The sequence below is a fragment of the Kiloniella laminariae genome (assembly GCF_027214005.1).
GTDB classification, from domain to species: Bacteria; Pseudomonadota; Alphaproteobacteria; order Kiloniellales; family Kiloniellaceae; genus Kiloniella; species Kiloniella laminariae_A.
The window spans coordinates 72,608-87,820 of record NZ_JAPWGY010000004.1 but is presented as its reverse complement, the minus strand read 5'-3'; the positions used below and the strand labels follow the sequence as shown (position 1 = coordinate 87,820).

The 15,213-nt window shown below is 52.0% G+C and carries 15 protein-coding genes; 13 read left to right on the top strand and 2 right to left on the bottom strand.

From position 1 onward, the window contains the following. The first annotated feature begins 187 nt into the window (after positions 1 to 187). From O4H49_RS12765 to O4H49_RS12725, 9 genes are all read left to right on the top strand, one after another. A complete protein-coding gene (locus tag O4H49_RS12765; RefSeq protein ID WP_269423822.1) occupies positions 188 to 2,188 on the top strand; it encodes a protein meaA in 2,001 nt (666 codons plus the stop codon). A 138-nt stretch (positions 2,189 to 2,326) separates the two neighbouring features. Further along, complete coding sequence (locus O4H49_RS12760) at positions 2,327 to 2,911, top strand: cytochrome b (protein ID WP_269423821.1); 585 nt, start codon at positions 2,327 to 2,329, stop codon at positions 2,909 to 2,911. A 28-nt stretch (positions 2,912 to 2,939) separates the two neighbouring features. Further along, positions 2,940 to 3,524 (top strand): YceI family protein, encoded by a 585-nt coding sequence (locus O4H49_RS12755; RefSeq protein WP_269423820.1) that lies wholly within the window; start codon positions 2,940 to 2,942, stop codon positions 3,522 to 3,524. A 112-nt stretch (positions 3,525 to 3,636) separates the two neighbouring features. Continuing rightward, on the top strand, positions 3,637 to 4,485 hold the full coding sequence (locus O4H49_RS12750; RefSeq protein ID WP_269424047.1) for an NUDIX hydrolase: 849 nt from the start codon (positions 3,637 to 3,639) through the stop codon (positions 4,483 to 4,485). Positions 4,486 to 4,662: 177 nt separating this feature from the next. After that, entirely contained in the window at positions 4,663 to 4,860 is a 198-nt protein-coding gene (locus O4H49_RS12745) for a twin transmembrane helix small protein (protein ID WP_269423819.1), read from the top strand. A 140-nt stretch (positions 4,861 to 5,000) separates the two neighbouring features. Then, positions 5,001 to 5,576 carry a cob(I)yrinic acid a,c-diamide adenosyltransferase gene (locus tag O4H49_RS12740; protein ID WP_269423818.1) on the top strand — a complete coding sequence of 192 codons (576 nt, stop codon included), beginning with the start codon at positions 5,001 to 5,003 and terminating at the stop codon, positions 5,574 to 5,576. Between the two features lie 160 nt (positions 5,577 to 5,736). After that, complete coding sequence (locus O4H49_RS12735; RefSeq protein WP_269423817.1) at positions 5,737 to 6,486, top strand: electron transfer flavoprotein subunit beta/FixA family protein; 750 nt, start codon at positions 5,737 to 5,739, stop codon at positions 6,484 to 6,486. 2 nt (positions 6,487 to 6,488) lie between these two features. Further along, positions 6,489 to 7,421, top strand: coding sequence for an FAD-binding protein (locus tag O4H49_RS12730; RefSeq protein ID WP_269423816.1), 933 nt, complete (start codon positions 6,489 to 6,491; stop codon positions 7,419 to 7,421). Between the two features lie 133 nt (positions 7,422 to 7,554). Next, positions 7,555 to 8,439 carry a 3-hydroxybutyryl-CoA dehydrogenase gene (locus tag O4H49_RS12725; protein ID WP_269424046.1) on the top strand — a complete coding sequence of 295 codons (885 nt, stop codon included), beginning with the start codon at positions 7,555 to 7,557 and terminating at the stop codon, positions 8,437 to 8,439. A gap of 93 nt (positions 8,440 to 8,532) precedes the next feature. Here O4H49_RS12725 and O4H49_RS12720 read toward each other — a convergent pair whose 3' ends face one another. Then, positions 8,533 to 9,108 carry a TlpA disulfide reductase family protein gene (locus tag O4H49_RS12720; protein WP_269423815.1) on the bottom strand — a complete coding sequence of 192 codons (576 nt, stop codon included), beginning with the start codon at positions 9,106 to 9,108 and terminating at the stop codon, positions 8,533 to 8,535. A gap of 48 nt (positions 9,109 to 9,156) precedes the next feature. On the opposite strand from O4H49_RS12720, the gene argH reads away from it, so the two are divergent. The 4 genes from argH (at position 9,157) to O4H49_RS12700 (ending at position 14,729) form a co-directional block, all read left to right on the top strand. After that, positions 9,157 to 10,569 (top strand): argininosuccinate lyase, encoded by a 1,413-nt coding sequence (argH, locus tag O4H49_RS12715; RefSeq protein WP_419715226.1) that lies wholly within the window; start codon positions 9,157 to 9,159, stop codon positions 10,567 to 10,569. Continuing rightward, positions 10,566 to 10,832, top strand: coding sequence for a hypothetical protein (locus O4H49_RS12710; RefSeq protein ID WP_269423814.1), 267 nt, complete (start codon positions 10,566 to 10,568; stop codon positions 10,830 to 10,832). The genes argH and O4H49_RS12710 overlap by 4 nt, the downstream gene beginning before the upstream one ends. 1 nt (position 10,833) lies before the next feature. After that, positions 10,834 to 12,105, top strand: a complete 1,272-nt coding sequence (lysA, locus tag O4H49_RS12705; protein ID WP_269423813.1) for a diaminopimelate decarboxylase — start codon at positions 10,834 to 10,836, stop codon at positions 12,103 to 12,105. Between the two features lie 65 nt (positions 12,106 to 12,170). After that, positions 12,171 to 14,729: a DUF4175 domain-containing protein gene (locus tag O4H49_RS12700; protein WP_269423812.1), complete on the top strand. Its 2,559-nt coding sequence runs from the start codon at positions 12,171 to 12,173 to the stop codon at positions 14,727 to 14,729. 13 nt (positions 14,730 to 14,742) lie between these two features. Here O4H49_RS12700 and O4H49_RS12695 read toward each other — a convergent pair whose 3' ends face one another. After that, positions 14,743 to 15,123, bottom strand: coding sequence for a response regulator (locus tag O4H49_RS12695; protein WP_269423811.1), 381 nt, complete (start codon positions 15,121 to 15,123; stop codon positions 14,743 to 14,745). Between the last annotated feature and the right edge of the window lie 90 nt (positions 15,124 to 15,213).

The window sequence follows — 15,213 nt, the reverse complement described above, 5'->3', positions numbered from 1 at the left end:
GCGGTAGGTCTGTCGCCGCTTGAAAACAAGCTTAATCGCGACTTATTTTTTTTGCAATGCACAATTGTTATAATTTTGCTATAGATTAATAAATAAAGAAACTTTATGTCTACATATAGCATTAATGTAGTCTATAACGATAAATTCAGGAAAAAATCCTGATAAAGACAGAACAGGAAAAACGACAATGAACGCAAGTGCAGCAAAAACTGAATCCCGCGACAAACCCTGGCTTTTCCGTACCTATGCCGGGCATTCGACTGCTGCCGCCTCCAATGCGCTCTACAAGACAAATCTGGCCAAGGGGCAGACAGGATTGTCCGTCGCTTTTGACCTGCCAACCCAAACCGGATACGACTCCGACCACCCTCTTTCCAAGGGGGAAGTCGGCAAGGTCGGGGTACCAGTATCCCACCTCGGCGACATGGAAACGCTCTTTGCCCAGATCCCTCTGGATCAAATGAATACCTCCATGACCATCAACGCCACCGCACCCTGGTTACTGGCGCTTTATATTGCCTGTGCCGAAAAACAGGGACTGTCACGCGACAGCCTTTCCGGCACAACCCAGAACGACCTGATCAAGGAATACCTTTCACGCGGCACCTACATTTTCCCGCCGCGACAGTCCATGCGTCTGATCACTGACATAATTGCCTTTACCTACACCCAGATCCCCAAATGGAATCCGATGAATGTCTGCTCCTATCACCTCCAGGAAGCAGGTGCGACACCGGTACAGGAACTCGCCTATGCTCTGGCTACTGCAATAGCTGTCCTCGATTCGCTCAAGGAAGCCGGGCAGGTTCCCGACAGGGACTTCGCCCGGGTTGTCGGGCGCATCTCCTTTTTCGTGAATGCCGGCGTTCGCTTTGTTACCGAGCTCTGTAAGATGCGGGCGTTCACCCGTCTTTGGGACGAGATCTGCCGGGAACGCTATGGCGTTGAAGAGGAAAAATACCGCCGCTTCCGTTATGGCGTCCAGGTCAACTCACTAGGCCTGACCGAACAGCAACCGGAAAACAACGTTTACCGAATTCTTCTTGAAATGATGGCTGTTGTCCTCTCCAAAGATGCCCGGGCGCGTGCCGTACAGCTTCCTGCCTGGAACGAAGCCATGGGCCTGCCCCGGGCCTGGGACCAGCAGTGGTCTCTGCGGCTTCAGCAGATCGTCGCCTTCGAAACCGACCTGCTGGAATATGGCGATATCTTCAACGGCTCGGTCGTGATTGAAGCCAAGGTCGAAGAGCTGATGCAGGAAGCGCGCGAAGAACTTGCCCGAATCGAAGAAATGGGCGGTGCGGTTGCAGCAGTCGAAAGCTCGTACATGAAAGGCAAACTGGTAGAATCCGCAGCCAAAAGGTTTCGGGATATCGAAAGCGGTGACTTGACCGTTATCGGCGTCAACAAACATACAGAAACCGAACAATCCCCCCTCACCAGTGGCGGGGACGGCGGCTATATGAAAATTGACAGTCAGGCCGAGGCTGAACAAATCTCCCGCTTGAACGAATGGCGCGAAAAACGGAATCATGATCAGGTCACAAAAACCCTCCAGGATCTTCAGACCGCAGCCCGCGAGGGCAAAAACATCATGGAGTGCTCAATAGCCTGTGCCCATGCTGGCGTTACAACCGGTGAATGGGGCCAAGCGCTCAGAGAAATTTTTGGGGAATACCGGGCGCCCACGGGCGTTGGTCGAGCCAGCGCCACCAGTAATGACATCAACTCGCTCAAGGAAGTTCGCAAAAAGCTTGATCTGGTCTCAACGAAACTTGGTCGCCGCGCCAAGATCCTTGTTGGCAAACCTGGACTGGATGGTCATTCCAACGGCGCAGAGCAAATCGCTGTGCGCGCACGTGATGCTGGTTTTGAAGTCGTCTATGAAGGCATCCGCCTCACACCAGCCCAGATAGTCAATGCCGCACTGGAAGAAGATGTTCATATTGTCGGCCTTTCAATCCTGTCCGGATCTCACGGACCTCTGGTTACAGAAGTCATTTCCCGCCTCAAGGACGCCGGGTTATCGAACATCCCTGTTGTCGTGGGCGGCATCATCCCGCCTGAAGATGCGGCAACCCTTTTGAAAGCGGGCGTCGCAGCCGTCTATACGCCCAAAGACTTTGACCTGACATCAATCCTTGCTGATATCGTGAACATTCTCGACACAACATCTGCCCCCCCCTAACGCAGAAACCTGCCTTCTGATTATTTCCTCTCGGTAAACATTCTCATCACCCATTTGTGACTACTGATTGCCGAAAACATTTCCTATCTCTCAACTACAGAGCTATAGCGAGCAGTGTTTTTGCCAACAGGCCCGAGAATGGCCGAAACCAGCGGATTTGTTCAGATGCAGTACAAAAATAATGCAGAACGATATGGAGCCGTCGCCAAGTCACTGCATTGGTCCATGGCCTTTCTCATCATCGCCCTGATTATTCTCGGGGTCTGGATGGGGGGACTGCCACTCGGCCTTGACAAAGTCTGGTACTACAATTTGCACAAGTCGCTCGGATTGATCGTCATGGCCCTGGCTCTGATCAGATTGACCTGGCGGTTTTTGTCCCCCCCACCGCCTCCCTTGCCTGGACAACCCTACCTGGAGAAGGTTGCTGCCCATGCCGTACACCTTGCTCTTTACGCAGCCTTCATCCTTCAACCCCTGATCGGCATTGTCCATTCCGGGGCAAGCGGCTATCCCATTGTGTTTTTTAATTACTACAGCCTGCCAAATGTGGTCGAGGCCAACAAAGAACTTGCAGATCTTCTGGCCGCTTCCCATTTCTATGTCGGCTGGGGTATTGCAGCACTGGTTCTTCTTCATGCCGGCGCAGCGCTCAAGCATCATTTTCTAGACAAAGACACAATCCTGCTTCGCATGATGCCTTTTGGCAAACCGCGCAGTTGAACCCGACAATTTTTGAATCGAACCCGTTATGAGATTTCTATTTCGCGTTATTTTTTCAGTCGCTCTCCTGGTATTCGGCATCATGTTCCTGGGCCGCTCACACGCCGAGGCCGCCCCGCTTTGGTCTTTGAAGAATGATCAGAGCAAGGTTGGCTTTGTTGCAAAACAATCCGGCGCGGAGATCCCCGGTGTATTTGAACAGTATCAGGCAGAAATCGCCTTCCACCCCCAAGAGCTTTCGAACAGTCATATCCGTGTTGAAATCGCAACCGAATCGGTCAACACCCAGTCCGGAGATCGGGACAAACTTATTCGCTCGAATGCCTTTTTTGACACTGCGGCACACCCAAAAGCGATCTTTGAAGCCACGACTTTCGAACAGCTATCCCCCGATAGCTTTATTGCCCACGGCTCCCTGACCATGCGGGGTGTCACCAAAGAGATCGACCTGCCTTTTCAGGCCTCGGTTGAGGGCGATGAATTACGGGCTCAAGGCGAAGCAGAAGTCTCAAGACTGGATTATGGCATCGGCAACGGCCAATGGCTTGACACAGCGGTTATTGGCGAAATGGTCCGCATCACCTTTGTTATTGAGGGTGTCGCAACCAAATAAAGCCTGTACCAAATTCATGCCTGTACCAAAATTCATGATTGTGACAGACGCACTTCCAACGCACTATGGCTCCTGAATTGAATCAGCCTTCAGGGAGTTTCTTGTGGCCTTTATGGATCGTGTACGCAGTTGCCATACCTGGCAGCCGGAAAAATATCGCCCCTTCCTGATCGGCGCAGAAATCTTCGGCCATGTGACACACGAATTTGCCCAGGCACTCGCCGCCTTCCCCAAAGTGTTTGTCGTAACCGAACAGCAGGTCAGCCTTTGCTCCAGCTTGAAGAGCTTTGCAGAACGAAGCGAAAAAGTTGAAGAAGCTATTCAACAGTTGGTCGCGGATGGCACCATCTCCCGTTGGCGGGGTGAATACTATCCAGTAACCAATGATTGGGGGCAGTCCCCGATTATGAAAATGGACCGCGGCGCTGCTGGATATTTTGGCATCCGCGGATACGGCGTTCACGTCAACGGCCTAGTGCACACCGCTGAGGGATTAAAAATCTGGGTCGGGAAACGTTCGCTCGATAAACCCAACGCTCCCGGCAAGCTGGATCACATTGTCGCTGGAGGGCAGCCTTTCGGGCTTGGTGTTTACGAAAATCTTGTCAAAGAAGCCGCAGAGGAAGCAGATATTCCCGAGGCCCTCGTGCAAAAAGCGAAACCGGCGGGGATCGTCTCCTATCGCTGTGCCCGTGAAGACGGCTTGCGAAATGATATCCTCTTTGTTTATGACCTCTGCCTGCCTGAAGATTTCACCCCCCGAAACACCGATGGAGAAGTCGAAGAATTTTATCTCTGGCCGCTGGAACAGGTCATTGACCGCATCAAAAGCGGTGATGACTTCAAATTCAACGTCAGTCTAGTCCTTATCCACTTCCTTATTCGCCAGGGTTACATAACGCCGGATGATGATCCGGATTACTGTGCCCTGGTCAAGGGTATGCAGCGCCAAAGCTCCTGAACACCTCTTCCAGCACCCTCTGCTCTCAAAGGTGCAGGAAGAACAAAGCCCCCTTGCAGAAAAAATCCGGTTTTTGGGTTTTCTCAACCGCATCTTTGCGTAATGATGCAATGCACAATTTCTTAGAATGACATCATCACCACACAGAAACACCCAGCGCTGCGAGACAGTAAAAACATGGAAGTCTTTCTCAACATACTCATCGTTCTATCACTCGCAGCCGTCCTGATCATTCTCTTCACCGGCCTTTTCACGATGGCCAAAGGAGGGGATTTCAACAAAAACAATGCCAACCGCTTTATGCGCTACCGGGTGATTGCCCAGGGCATCGCTTTAGTGGTGCTCGTCCTCGCATTGTTAGCCAAAGGCAGTTGACCCAAGGAATATGGCGGATTTGTTCAATTCATCAAAAGCCAGTCGCAACGGTGATATCCTGAACAAAGATCTATAGGCTATGTTGTGATTTCATCTTGCAGAAGGCCTGAACCAGCCCTGCAGTACGGAGCCAGACCATAATGGTACAGTTGACACGAATATATACACGTGGCGGGGACAAGGGGAAAACGTCTCTTGGCTCCGGGAAGCGTGTCTTTAAACATGATCTGCGTGTCGAGGCCTATGGTACTGTGGACGAAACCAACGCGATTGTTGGTCTGGTACGCCTTCACACTGCAAACCCTGCTGATGCCCCGATTGATGCAATGCTTTCACGCATTCAGAATGACCTCTTTGATCTGGGCGCTGATCTCTGCTGCCCTGAAGAAAAAGATCCAGCCTACCCTCCTCTGCGGATTACCGCCGAACAGGTAACAAGGCTTGAACAGGAAATCGACCAGATCAACGCCGATCTGGCACCGCTAAAATCGTTTATCCTGCCTGGTGGTTCCGCTGCGGCAGCTTATCTGCATCAGGCGCGCACCGTGGCACGTCGTGCCGAGCGACTGGTATCCGCCCTGATACAGGAAGAAGAAATCAACCCCGAAGGCCTGAAGTATATCAATCGGCTTTCGGACCTGTTTTTCGTTCTGGCCCGCCATGTCAATGACAACGGTGCCAGAGATGTGCTCTGGGTACCCGGAGCGAACAGATGATCCGCCCCGAAAACTCTCCGGAAAAACTCGGTAGGCGGTCATTGACAGTGTATGCCGGCGGGCCTAAGGTTCCCGGCGACTGGCTGTAAGAGAGCAGAAATTTGATGGAAAAATCCACAGATCTGCTTAGGGAAAGCGTGATAATTAAGGATACTTCTCTATGAAAGTACTCGTCCCGATCAAACGTGTCATTGACGCGAACGTACAGGTTCGGGTTAAGTCGGACCAGACTGGCGTTGAACTTACTAACGTCAAGATGGCGATGAACCCGTTCTGCGAGATTGCGGTTGAACAGGCTGTGCGTCTGAAAGAAGCTGGTATTGCCAGCGAAGTTATTGTCGTTTCCGCCGGGCCTGCTCAGGCTCAGGAAACTCTCCGTACAGGTCTGGCCATGGGTGCAGACCGCGGCATTCACATCCAGAGTGACGAAGACCTGCAGCCCTTGGCTATTGCCAAGTTGCTCAAGGCTGTCGTTGCCAAGGAAGATCCTGGTCTTGTTATTCTTGGCAAGCAGGCAATTGATGGCGACAACAACCAGACTGGCCAGATGCTCTCTGCATTGCTGGGCTGGTCTCAGGGTGCTTTCATTTCTGCCATGGAAAAAGACGGCGATCTACTCAAAATCACCCGTGAGGTTGACGGCGGCCTTCAGAAGGTCAGTGTCAAGCTTCCATCCGTTCTGACTGTTGATCTTCGCCTGAATGAGCCCCGTTACGCTTCTCTGCCGAATATCATGAAAGCCAAGAAAAAGCCGATTGATGCAACAAGCCCTGCCGATCTCGGTGTAGAAGTTGCTCCACGTGTCAAAACGCTGAAAGTAACCGAACCGCCTGCGCGTGCTGCTGGTGTTATTGTTGGCTCCGTTGCCGAGCTGGTCGACAAACTGAAGAACGAAGCAAAGGTGATCTGACGATGTCTATTCTTGTTATCGCCGAACACGACAATACGACGATCAAATCTGCAACCCTGAACACCGTTACCGCTGCCTCACAGCTGGGCGGAGATGTTCATGTTCTGGTTGCTGGCTCCGGCTGCGCCGATGCAGGTGCTGCTGCTGCCAAGATCGCCGGTGTTTCCAAGGTTCTTGTTTCCGATGCCCCTGAATATGCCCAGGATGTCGCCGAAAACATCGCGCCGCTTATTGTAAAACTGGCTTCAGGTTACAGCCACATTCTTGCACCAGCGACAACCTACGGAAAAAACATTCTGCCGCGCGCATCAGCCTTGCTTGATGTCCAGCAGATCTCAGAAATTTCCGCCATTGAAAGCGCGGACACTTTTGTTCGCCCGATCTATGCAGGCAATGCACTTGCAACCGTCCAGTCCAGTGATGCAATCAAACTGATCACAGTTCGGGGTACCGCTTTCGAAGCTGCTGCAGAAGAAGGCGGTTCCGCTGCGGTTGAAGCAGTCGAAGCAACCGGTGACGCCGGACTTTCGACCTTCCTAGGCCAGGAGCTGACCAAATCCGAACGTCCTGAGCTTACCAGCGCAGGCGTAGTGATCTCTGGTGGCCGCGGCATGCAGAATGGTGAAAACTTTGCCATGCTGGAACGTGTTGCAGACAAGCTTGGTGCCGCCGTTGGCGCCTCTCGGGCAGCTGTCGATGCTGGGTATGTCCCCAACGATTATCAGGTCGGTCAGACCGGTAAGGTTGTGGCGCCTGATCTCTACATTGCAGTCGGGATTTCCGGAGCGATCCAGCATCTTGCCGGGATGAAGGACTCAAAAGTTATCGTGGCCATCAACAAGGATCAGGAAGCACCGATCTTCCAGGTAGCGGACTACGGTCTGGTTGCTGATCTTTTTGATGCCATCCCCGAGCTTGAAAAAGAACTCGGCTAGGGAGATTCCCGTCCGGATCCTCTAATCCGGACGGTTTCAATCGCTCTAAAGCAATATCCTGCGGCAAGACGGTATCATCTGTGATAGCGTCTTGTTTCGGGAAGCAGACGTGGCAGGAAGGCCCATGACGAGTATGACAATTCAGGAAATCAAAACAGTCGGCATCATCGGCGCAGGCCAGATGGGTAGCGGAATTGCGCATGTTTGCGCCCTTGCCGGCTATGATGTTCACATGGTCGATATCAGCCAGGAACAGCTGACCAGCGCCCTGAGTATCATCAAAAAGAATATGCAGCGTCAGGCCTCGAAAGGGAAAATCGCCAAAAGCGAGATGGAAGCCGCACTGCCCCGGATCCGGAATTCCGTTGAAATGGAAAGTCTGGCCCAGTGCGATGTCGTCATCGAAGCTGCCACTGAGAATGAAGAAATCAAAAAAGATATCTTCCGCAAGGTTTGCCCTTTGCTCAAACCAGAAGCCATTCTCTGTTCCAACACCTCTTCCATTTCCATTACCCGCCTGGCTGCGGTTACAAAACGCCCCGGCCAGTTTATGGGTATGCACTTTATGAATCCGGTGCCGGTGATGCAGCTGGTCGAACTTATTCGCGGTATCGCAACCGAAGAACCGACCTATCAGCTGATCAAGGACATGACAGCAAAACTTGGAAAAACCTCGGCATCTTCCGAAGATTTTCCGGCTTTTATCGTCAACAGAATCCTTCTGCCCATGATCAACGAAGCTGTTTATACGCTTTACGAGGGTGTCGGCACCGTTGATTCCATCGACACAGCAATGCGTCTGGGCGCCAACCATCCTATGGGCCCCCTGGAACTTGCCGATTTCATTGGTCTGGATACCTGTCTCGCCATTATGCACGTCCTCTACGACGGCCTGGCCGATACCAAGTATCGCCCCTGCCCGCTACTGGTCAAATATGTCGAAGCTGGCTGGGTTGGCAAAAAAGCCGGCCGGGGCTTCTATGATTATGGTGGCGAGGTTCCTGTCCCCACGCGGTAATCTGACAAACGACCAAACACTGTTAAAAAGCCCGATGATCTTCTCGATCTCGGGCTTTTTTATACAGCAGGAGCAGCTTGCTCCAGGCGGCAGCTATTTTGTATAAAAGGCGATAAGTTTTTTCACCTCCGGTGCAGACCACTCAAAGGGTCCAATCAAAGCTCCGACGATCAATCCCTCTTTATCAATCAGATAGGTTGATGGCAAGCCCCGCACCCCGAAAGCACGGGAAACCCGTCCCTTTACGTCCACATAGGGAGGCAGATTTTTCAGGTTGTTGTCATTCAAAAATGGGAGAACCTGTTTAAGCCCGCCTCGGTCTTCAGACAGCGTTACAACCCGGAAATCATCACTGCCAAGCTCTGCTTGCAGTTTATCAAGATCGGGCATCTCCTTGATGCAGGGAGGGCACCAGGTTGCCCAAAAATTCAAAAGTAAAACCTGCCCCTCAAAATCCTTCAGAGAACGAAGATTTCCTTCTTCATCCTCAAAGCTTTCGATCGGCACTGGCACAGGCGGATCGAACAGAGTAAAGTTCCCCTCGAGTCGCCCCTCAAGAGGGGGTTTGTCGGAATTTTCGGCGGTTGCTTCTGTTATCTGCAGAAAGAAAACAGCTAAAAAGAGCCCGATAGAAACAAAAAACACACGATAGGCATAAGCCAAAGTCATAATATAAAATCCATAAGTCGCACGCCCAAGAAGACGAAAGAGAACACCGTGTCAAATACCAAAACAGCCAGTGAAACCACAGCCAACGCCATGTGGGGCGGCCGCTTTACCGTAGGCCCCGCAGAAGTTATGGAAAAAATAAATGCTTCCATCGACTTTGACAAACGTATGGCCGCACAGGATATTGCGGGCTCTAAAGCTCACTGCGCCATGTTGGTTAAACAGGGCATTATTTCCCCTGAAGATGGCAAGGCAATCCTTGAAGGTCTAGACACAATTTTGCGAGAAATCCAGGAGGGACGTTTTACCTTCTCTGCTGCGCTCGAAGATATTCATATGAATGTCGAAAACAGATTGCGCGAACTGATCGGCGACGCCGCTGGCCGCCTGCACACTGCCAGATCCAGAAACGACCAGGTCGCAACGGATTTCAAACTCTGGGTTCGGGGAGCAATTGACGAACTGGACAAGCAAACCGGGTTGTTAATCTCAGCTCTGATCGATCAGGCCGAAAAAAATCATGACGTGATCATGCCCGGCTATACACATCTCCAGGCAGCACAACCCGTTACCTTCGGGCACCATATGCTCGCCTATGTCGAGATGTTTGGCCGCGATCGCAGTCGTCTGATTGATTGTCGCAAGCGTTTGAACGAATGCCCGCTTGGCGCCGCAGCACTGGCCGGAACCTCTTTCCCCATCGACCGCCATGCCACTGCTACAGCACTTGCCTTTGATCGGCCAACGGCAAATTCACTCGATTCTGTCTCTGATCGTGACTATGCCCTTGAGTTCATGTCTGCCGGGGCCATCATGGCCATCCACCTTTCCCGTTTTGCCGAGGAACTGGTGATCTGGTGTTCCCAGGGTTTTGGCTTCGTTACCCTCTCCGATGCCTTCACCACGGGCAGCTCGATCATGCCGCAAAAGAAAAATCCGGATGCAGCAGAACTGATCCGGGGCAAGGCAGGGCGTGTTATCGGCGCACTCAACACACTGCTTGTCGTGATGAAGGGTCTTCCACTGACCTATGGCAAGGATATGCAGGAAGATAAAGAACCCGTTTTTGACGCTGCTGATACCCTGATCCTCTGCGTAACGGCTATGACTGGTATGGTTGCCGATATGAAAGCCAACCGCGACAAACTGCATGCCGCCACTGCTGACGGTTTTCTGACAGCGACAGACCTGGCCGATTGGCTTGTGCGTGAACTTGGCCTCCCCTTCCGGGATGCCCATCACGTGACGGGTACGATTGTGAAGAAGGCAGAAGACAAAAAATGTGATATCAGTGAACTGGATCTTGCAGAAATGCAGTCCGTCGAGCCAAGGATCACACAAGAAATATTCCGTTTTCTTACTGTTGAACAGTCCGCACAGAGTCGCACAAGTTTTGGCGGCACGGCCCCAGAAAATGTTAAGGCAGCGGCCAAAGCCGCCCGGGAGCGCTTTATCCGATGATCTATACCTCAGCGGGAAAAATTGCCATTAAAACCGGTGTTCTCCTGGCCGGATTACTCTTGCTGGCCAGCTGTGGCAAGGTCGGCAAACTTGATCGGCCCGAAGGCGATTGGGACTATCCGGCACAGTACCCCTATCCCCCTTCAGTGACCCCTGCAACCCCCTCTACTCCGGCACAGAGCACAGAAGAGGAAAACCTTCTGCCTCAGGGTTTGAATATCCGCAAAAATTCCCGGACAAAGACCACGACTTACGGAAATTGATATGAGTTCTTTTGAATACCGCAACGGCAAGCTCCATGTAGAGGACCTGCCGCTGGAAGACATTGCCCGCGAAGTCGGAACACCGTTTTTCTGCTACTCCACCGCAGCAATGGTCAATGCATACAATGCCTTCGCTTCCGCTCTAAAGGATGCAGGTGTTAAGGGCACGATCTTTTATGCCCTGAAGGCCAACTCCAACCAGTCTGTCATCAGCACCCTGGCCGCCGCCGGTGCAGGTGCTGATGTTGTTTCAGAAGGAGAACTGCGCCGCGCTCTTGCTGCAGGCATAGACCCCAAGAAGATTGTCTTCGCCGGAGTTGGTAAAAAGCCGGAAGAAATGGCCCTAGGTCTAAAGGTCGGGATTCTCCAGTTCAATGTAGAATCATTACCTGAACTCGAGGCGCTTTCTGAGGTTGCCCAGAAAATGGGTGTTGTCGCCCCGATAGCCTTCCGGATAAACCCGGACGTCGATGCAAAAACACATGCCAAGATTTCGACAGGGAAAGCCGAGAATAAATTTGGCATTGATATTCCCCGGGTGCGCAAGTTCATAGAACGGGCCAACGACCTTCCAAACATCGCGATCGAAAGTCTGGCTGTACATATTGGTTCCCAGCTGACAGATGCCAGTCCCTTCAAAGATGCCTTCGAACGTCTGGCAGGACTGTACAGTGAACTCAAGCAGGCCGGCCTGCCGCTGAAACGTATTGATTTCGGTGGTGGTCTCGGCATCCAGTACAATGACGAAACCCCGCCTGACCTCAGCGTCTATGCAAAGACTGTCAGCGAAGTTGTGCAGGGGCTGGACGCAGAATGCATCTTTGAACCCGGACGCTTTCTTGTTGGTAACGCAGGTGTACTGGTTACAGAGACCATCTACGTCAAAGAGGGATCAAACCGGCGCTTCGTTATTATTGATGCGGCCATGAACGATCTGATCCGCCCGTCCCTCTATGATGCCTGGCATGACATAACTCCTTTACAAGAACCCGGAGCAGATACGGAAATTTCACCTTGTGACGTTGTCGGCCCGATCTGTGAATCAGGTGATACCTTTGCCCGACAGCGCCCTCTTCCACCTGTGAAAGCAGGGGATCTTCTGGCAATGGAATCCGCTGGTGCCTATGGCGCCGTAATGGCCTCCAGTTACAACAGCCGGCTGAATGCTCCTGAAGTACTGGTTAAAGGCGATAAATTTGCAGTGGTTCGCAAACGGATTGATTATGATACACTTATAGGGCAGGACCTCCTGCCTGAATGGCTATCCTCATAATCTTCTAGGAAATCTTGTTCGGGGCGGGATGTTCAAATGAATTTCTACAGGAATCATTTGTACTGATGCAGAAAGACAGCCCGCCCTCGACAGTCCCAATAACCAGAGGCGACAGACCAGAACCCGATCTGCCCCGCGATTTGCGGAAAGCTGTGCTTCTGACACGACTGGTGCTCTCGATTGATGCTCTCTGGGCAGCTTCCTGGCCCTTCTGCATCAGCTTTTCAGCAATTGTCCTCTGGATGCTTCTCGGACTGGGCAGTAGCTTTCCTGTATGGTTTCACCTGGTTTTTCTCACAGGTTCTGCTCTGCTGCTTCTGGGAACAGTTGTCTGGTTTTGTTTAAAACTCAAATTACCCGACCGCCACACGATCTATCGACGGCTCGAAAGACACAACTCTCTTCGCCACCGTCCCCTCAGCAGCCTGGGAGACCGCCCGGTTCAGGTCACAACAAGCGGCCTTCAGCTCTGGCAAGAAAACAGAACACGACTTGCCCGCGACCTGAAAGCTTTGCAAATCCCCAGAATTACCCCTCTGATGGTCAGCAAAGATCCTTACGGATTACGCAGTCTCCTTGCCGTCGGATTATTTATTGCCCTCTTTTCTATGGAGCTCTGGCCGGAACGCCTGAACAAAAACCTGAATATTAGCGGCCTGTTGGTCGCATCCCCCGGCACGGGCACCCGATATAGTATCTGGCTTACCCCTCCTGATTATACCGGGGCAGCTCCCCTGTTTTTTGATCAGGATTTCCTCATTCCTCCACAACTGAGCCTCCCGGAAAACAGTCGGGCTATTATTCAGGTTCATGGACCAGAGAGCCCCCCTGGTCTGACATTGGCGAACGATGACCTTTCTTTCGAACGGACAGGGGAAACCTCTTTTCAGAGTTCATTTCAACTGACAAAGAGCGGAACCTTTTCAGTCTCGTCAGGCTTTCAAAGTCTGGTTGAAACAGAATTTGACCTCAAGGAAGATCTGCCGCCCAGTGTCATCCTGCTCGAGAAACCTCTTGGAAACACCCAGGGACTCTTGAGGCTGGTTTTTGAAACCCGCGATGATTACGGCACGACAGAACTCGGGATCACCTTCTGGCAAAACGACCCCGACGCTGCAGAGAAGTACACTCTGCCTCTGCCTGCCAGTAACGAACAGCAATATCAGAGTTTACACTTCCTGGATCTGACGGACCATATCTGGGCCGGCGAAGAGGTCTGGTTGCAATTAAGTGTGAAGGACAAAATCGGACAGATCGGGCTGGAGGACCAGGTAAAGATAAGATTACCCGAAAGAACCTTCACCCATCCTCTGGCCAGGACTCTTGTCAGCCTGCGCAAAGACCTCGTCCAGCGCCGGAATAGCGTCAAGGTAATGCTCTCCCTCGACGCTTTGGTCAAACAACCACAAAATTACGATTACGACAGTCTGGTTTCCCTGGCACTATCCGTCGCTGGAAAAAATCTGTTGCACAGGCCGCACGAGGACAGTGTGACCGAAAGTCAGAACTTGTTGTGGAGAACAGCGCTCCATCTCGAAAACGGGCGGCTAAGCACAGCCCAAAGAGATTTAAGGCAGATACAAGAGCAACTCCGCGAAGCTCTGGCTGCAGATGCCAGTATGGAGGAAATCGCCCAGCTAATGGATCAACTACAGCAGGCTGTCGATTCATTACTGACCAGCATGCTCGAAGAATTCCTCAAAAATGAAAAAAACCAGCCTCCTTCTCCGATCCCCGATGATCAGATGACGGTTGATCAAAAAGACCTGCAAGAAATGATTGATCAGGCAAGGATGCTGGCAGAAAACGGACAGCTCGACGAAGCCCAGAAGTTGCTTTCAGATCTGCAGAACATGCTTGAGAATATGGCCTTCCAGCAAGGTCAACAACAGCAGAACCCGATGAGCGAGGCAGGCCGTCGGGCCTTTGAGGAGCTACAGGACCTGATCAAACGCCAGGAAGAACTGCTGGAAAACAGTTATAAACGACAGCAGGAGCTGGATCAAAATCAACAAGGCGGGCAGAAGAAAGAACCCGGCGAGCAGACGTCTTCACGAAACATTCCCGGGGACAGCCGCCCAGGTGACAAGGGGCAAGGCGAAGGAGGGAATGAAGGGGAACGCCAGGCGAGAGATGCCAAGAGCCAGGAACAGCTCCGTCAGGAGCTGGAGCAACTGATGCAACAGTTACAGGACATGCTTGGACAGATCCCTGAAGATCTTGAACAGGCCGAGCAATCGATGGGGATCGCCCGCGATGCGCTCCAAGGTCAGGATGGAGATGGGAATGAAACAGAGCAGGCGGTTCAGGCACAAACCCGAAGCTTGAGAAAATTGCAAAACGGGGCAGAGCAGGCTGCTGAAAAATTCCTGCAAATGCTCAGTCAGGCACCTGAAAGCGGTAGCGGATGGGTCAGAGGACAAAGTGGCAAAGGTCGCGATCCCTTTGGGCGTAATCTTGGTGAAAACGGACGCACCATGACAAAACAGGGCGTTCCTCTGCCCAAAGAAGCCGATTTCCTCGAAAGCAGGGGAATTTTACAGGAATTGCGGGAAAGGCGTAATGACCGGAACAGAAGCCAGGAAGAAAAGACCTATATTCAAAGATTGCTGGAGCGCTTCTAGTCTTTTGTTCTCTCTACTGCTCCAGCTGTAAAGCACGCCCCTCAAGCGCCGCTTCAGCAGCAGCACAGATCTGCTTGAGGCTGAAAGGTTTGGTCACAACCTGAAAAACCAGCTCTTCAAGATTATGGGCCCGTTGTTTTTCCGCAGAATATCCGGTCATCAAAAGCACAGGCATGTCTGGCGCATCTTTGGCAACCTTGAGCGCCAGACCTATTCCGTCCAGCCCTGGCATGACGATGTCTGTAATCAGAAGGTCGAAGGTTTCTTCTTGCAGGGCTTCCAGCGCCTGCATACCGTCACTTACGGTTTTCACTTCATGCTGCTTGTGCATCAGCGCACGGGCAACGAAGCTACGAACAGCTTTGTCATCTTCGGCTATCAAGATTTTCGCCATCGTATCCACTGCCACAACAAAAAGTTTGGTTAATATTATGTTACCAACAAGGCGTCACGATGGGAAGCAGGAAGTTATGGCGTACGCGGC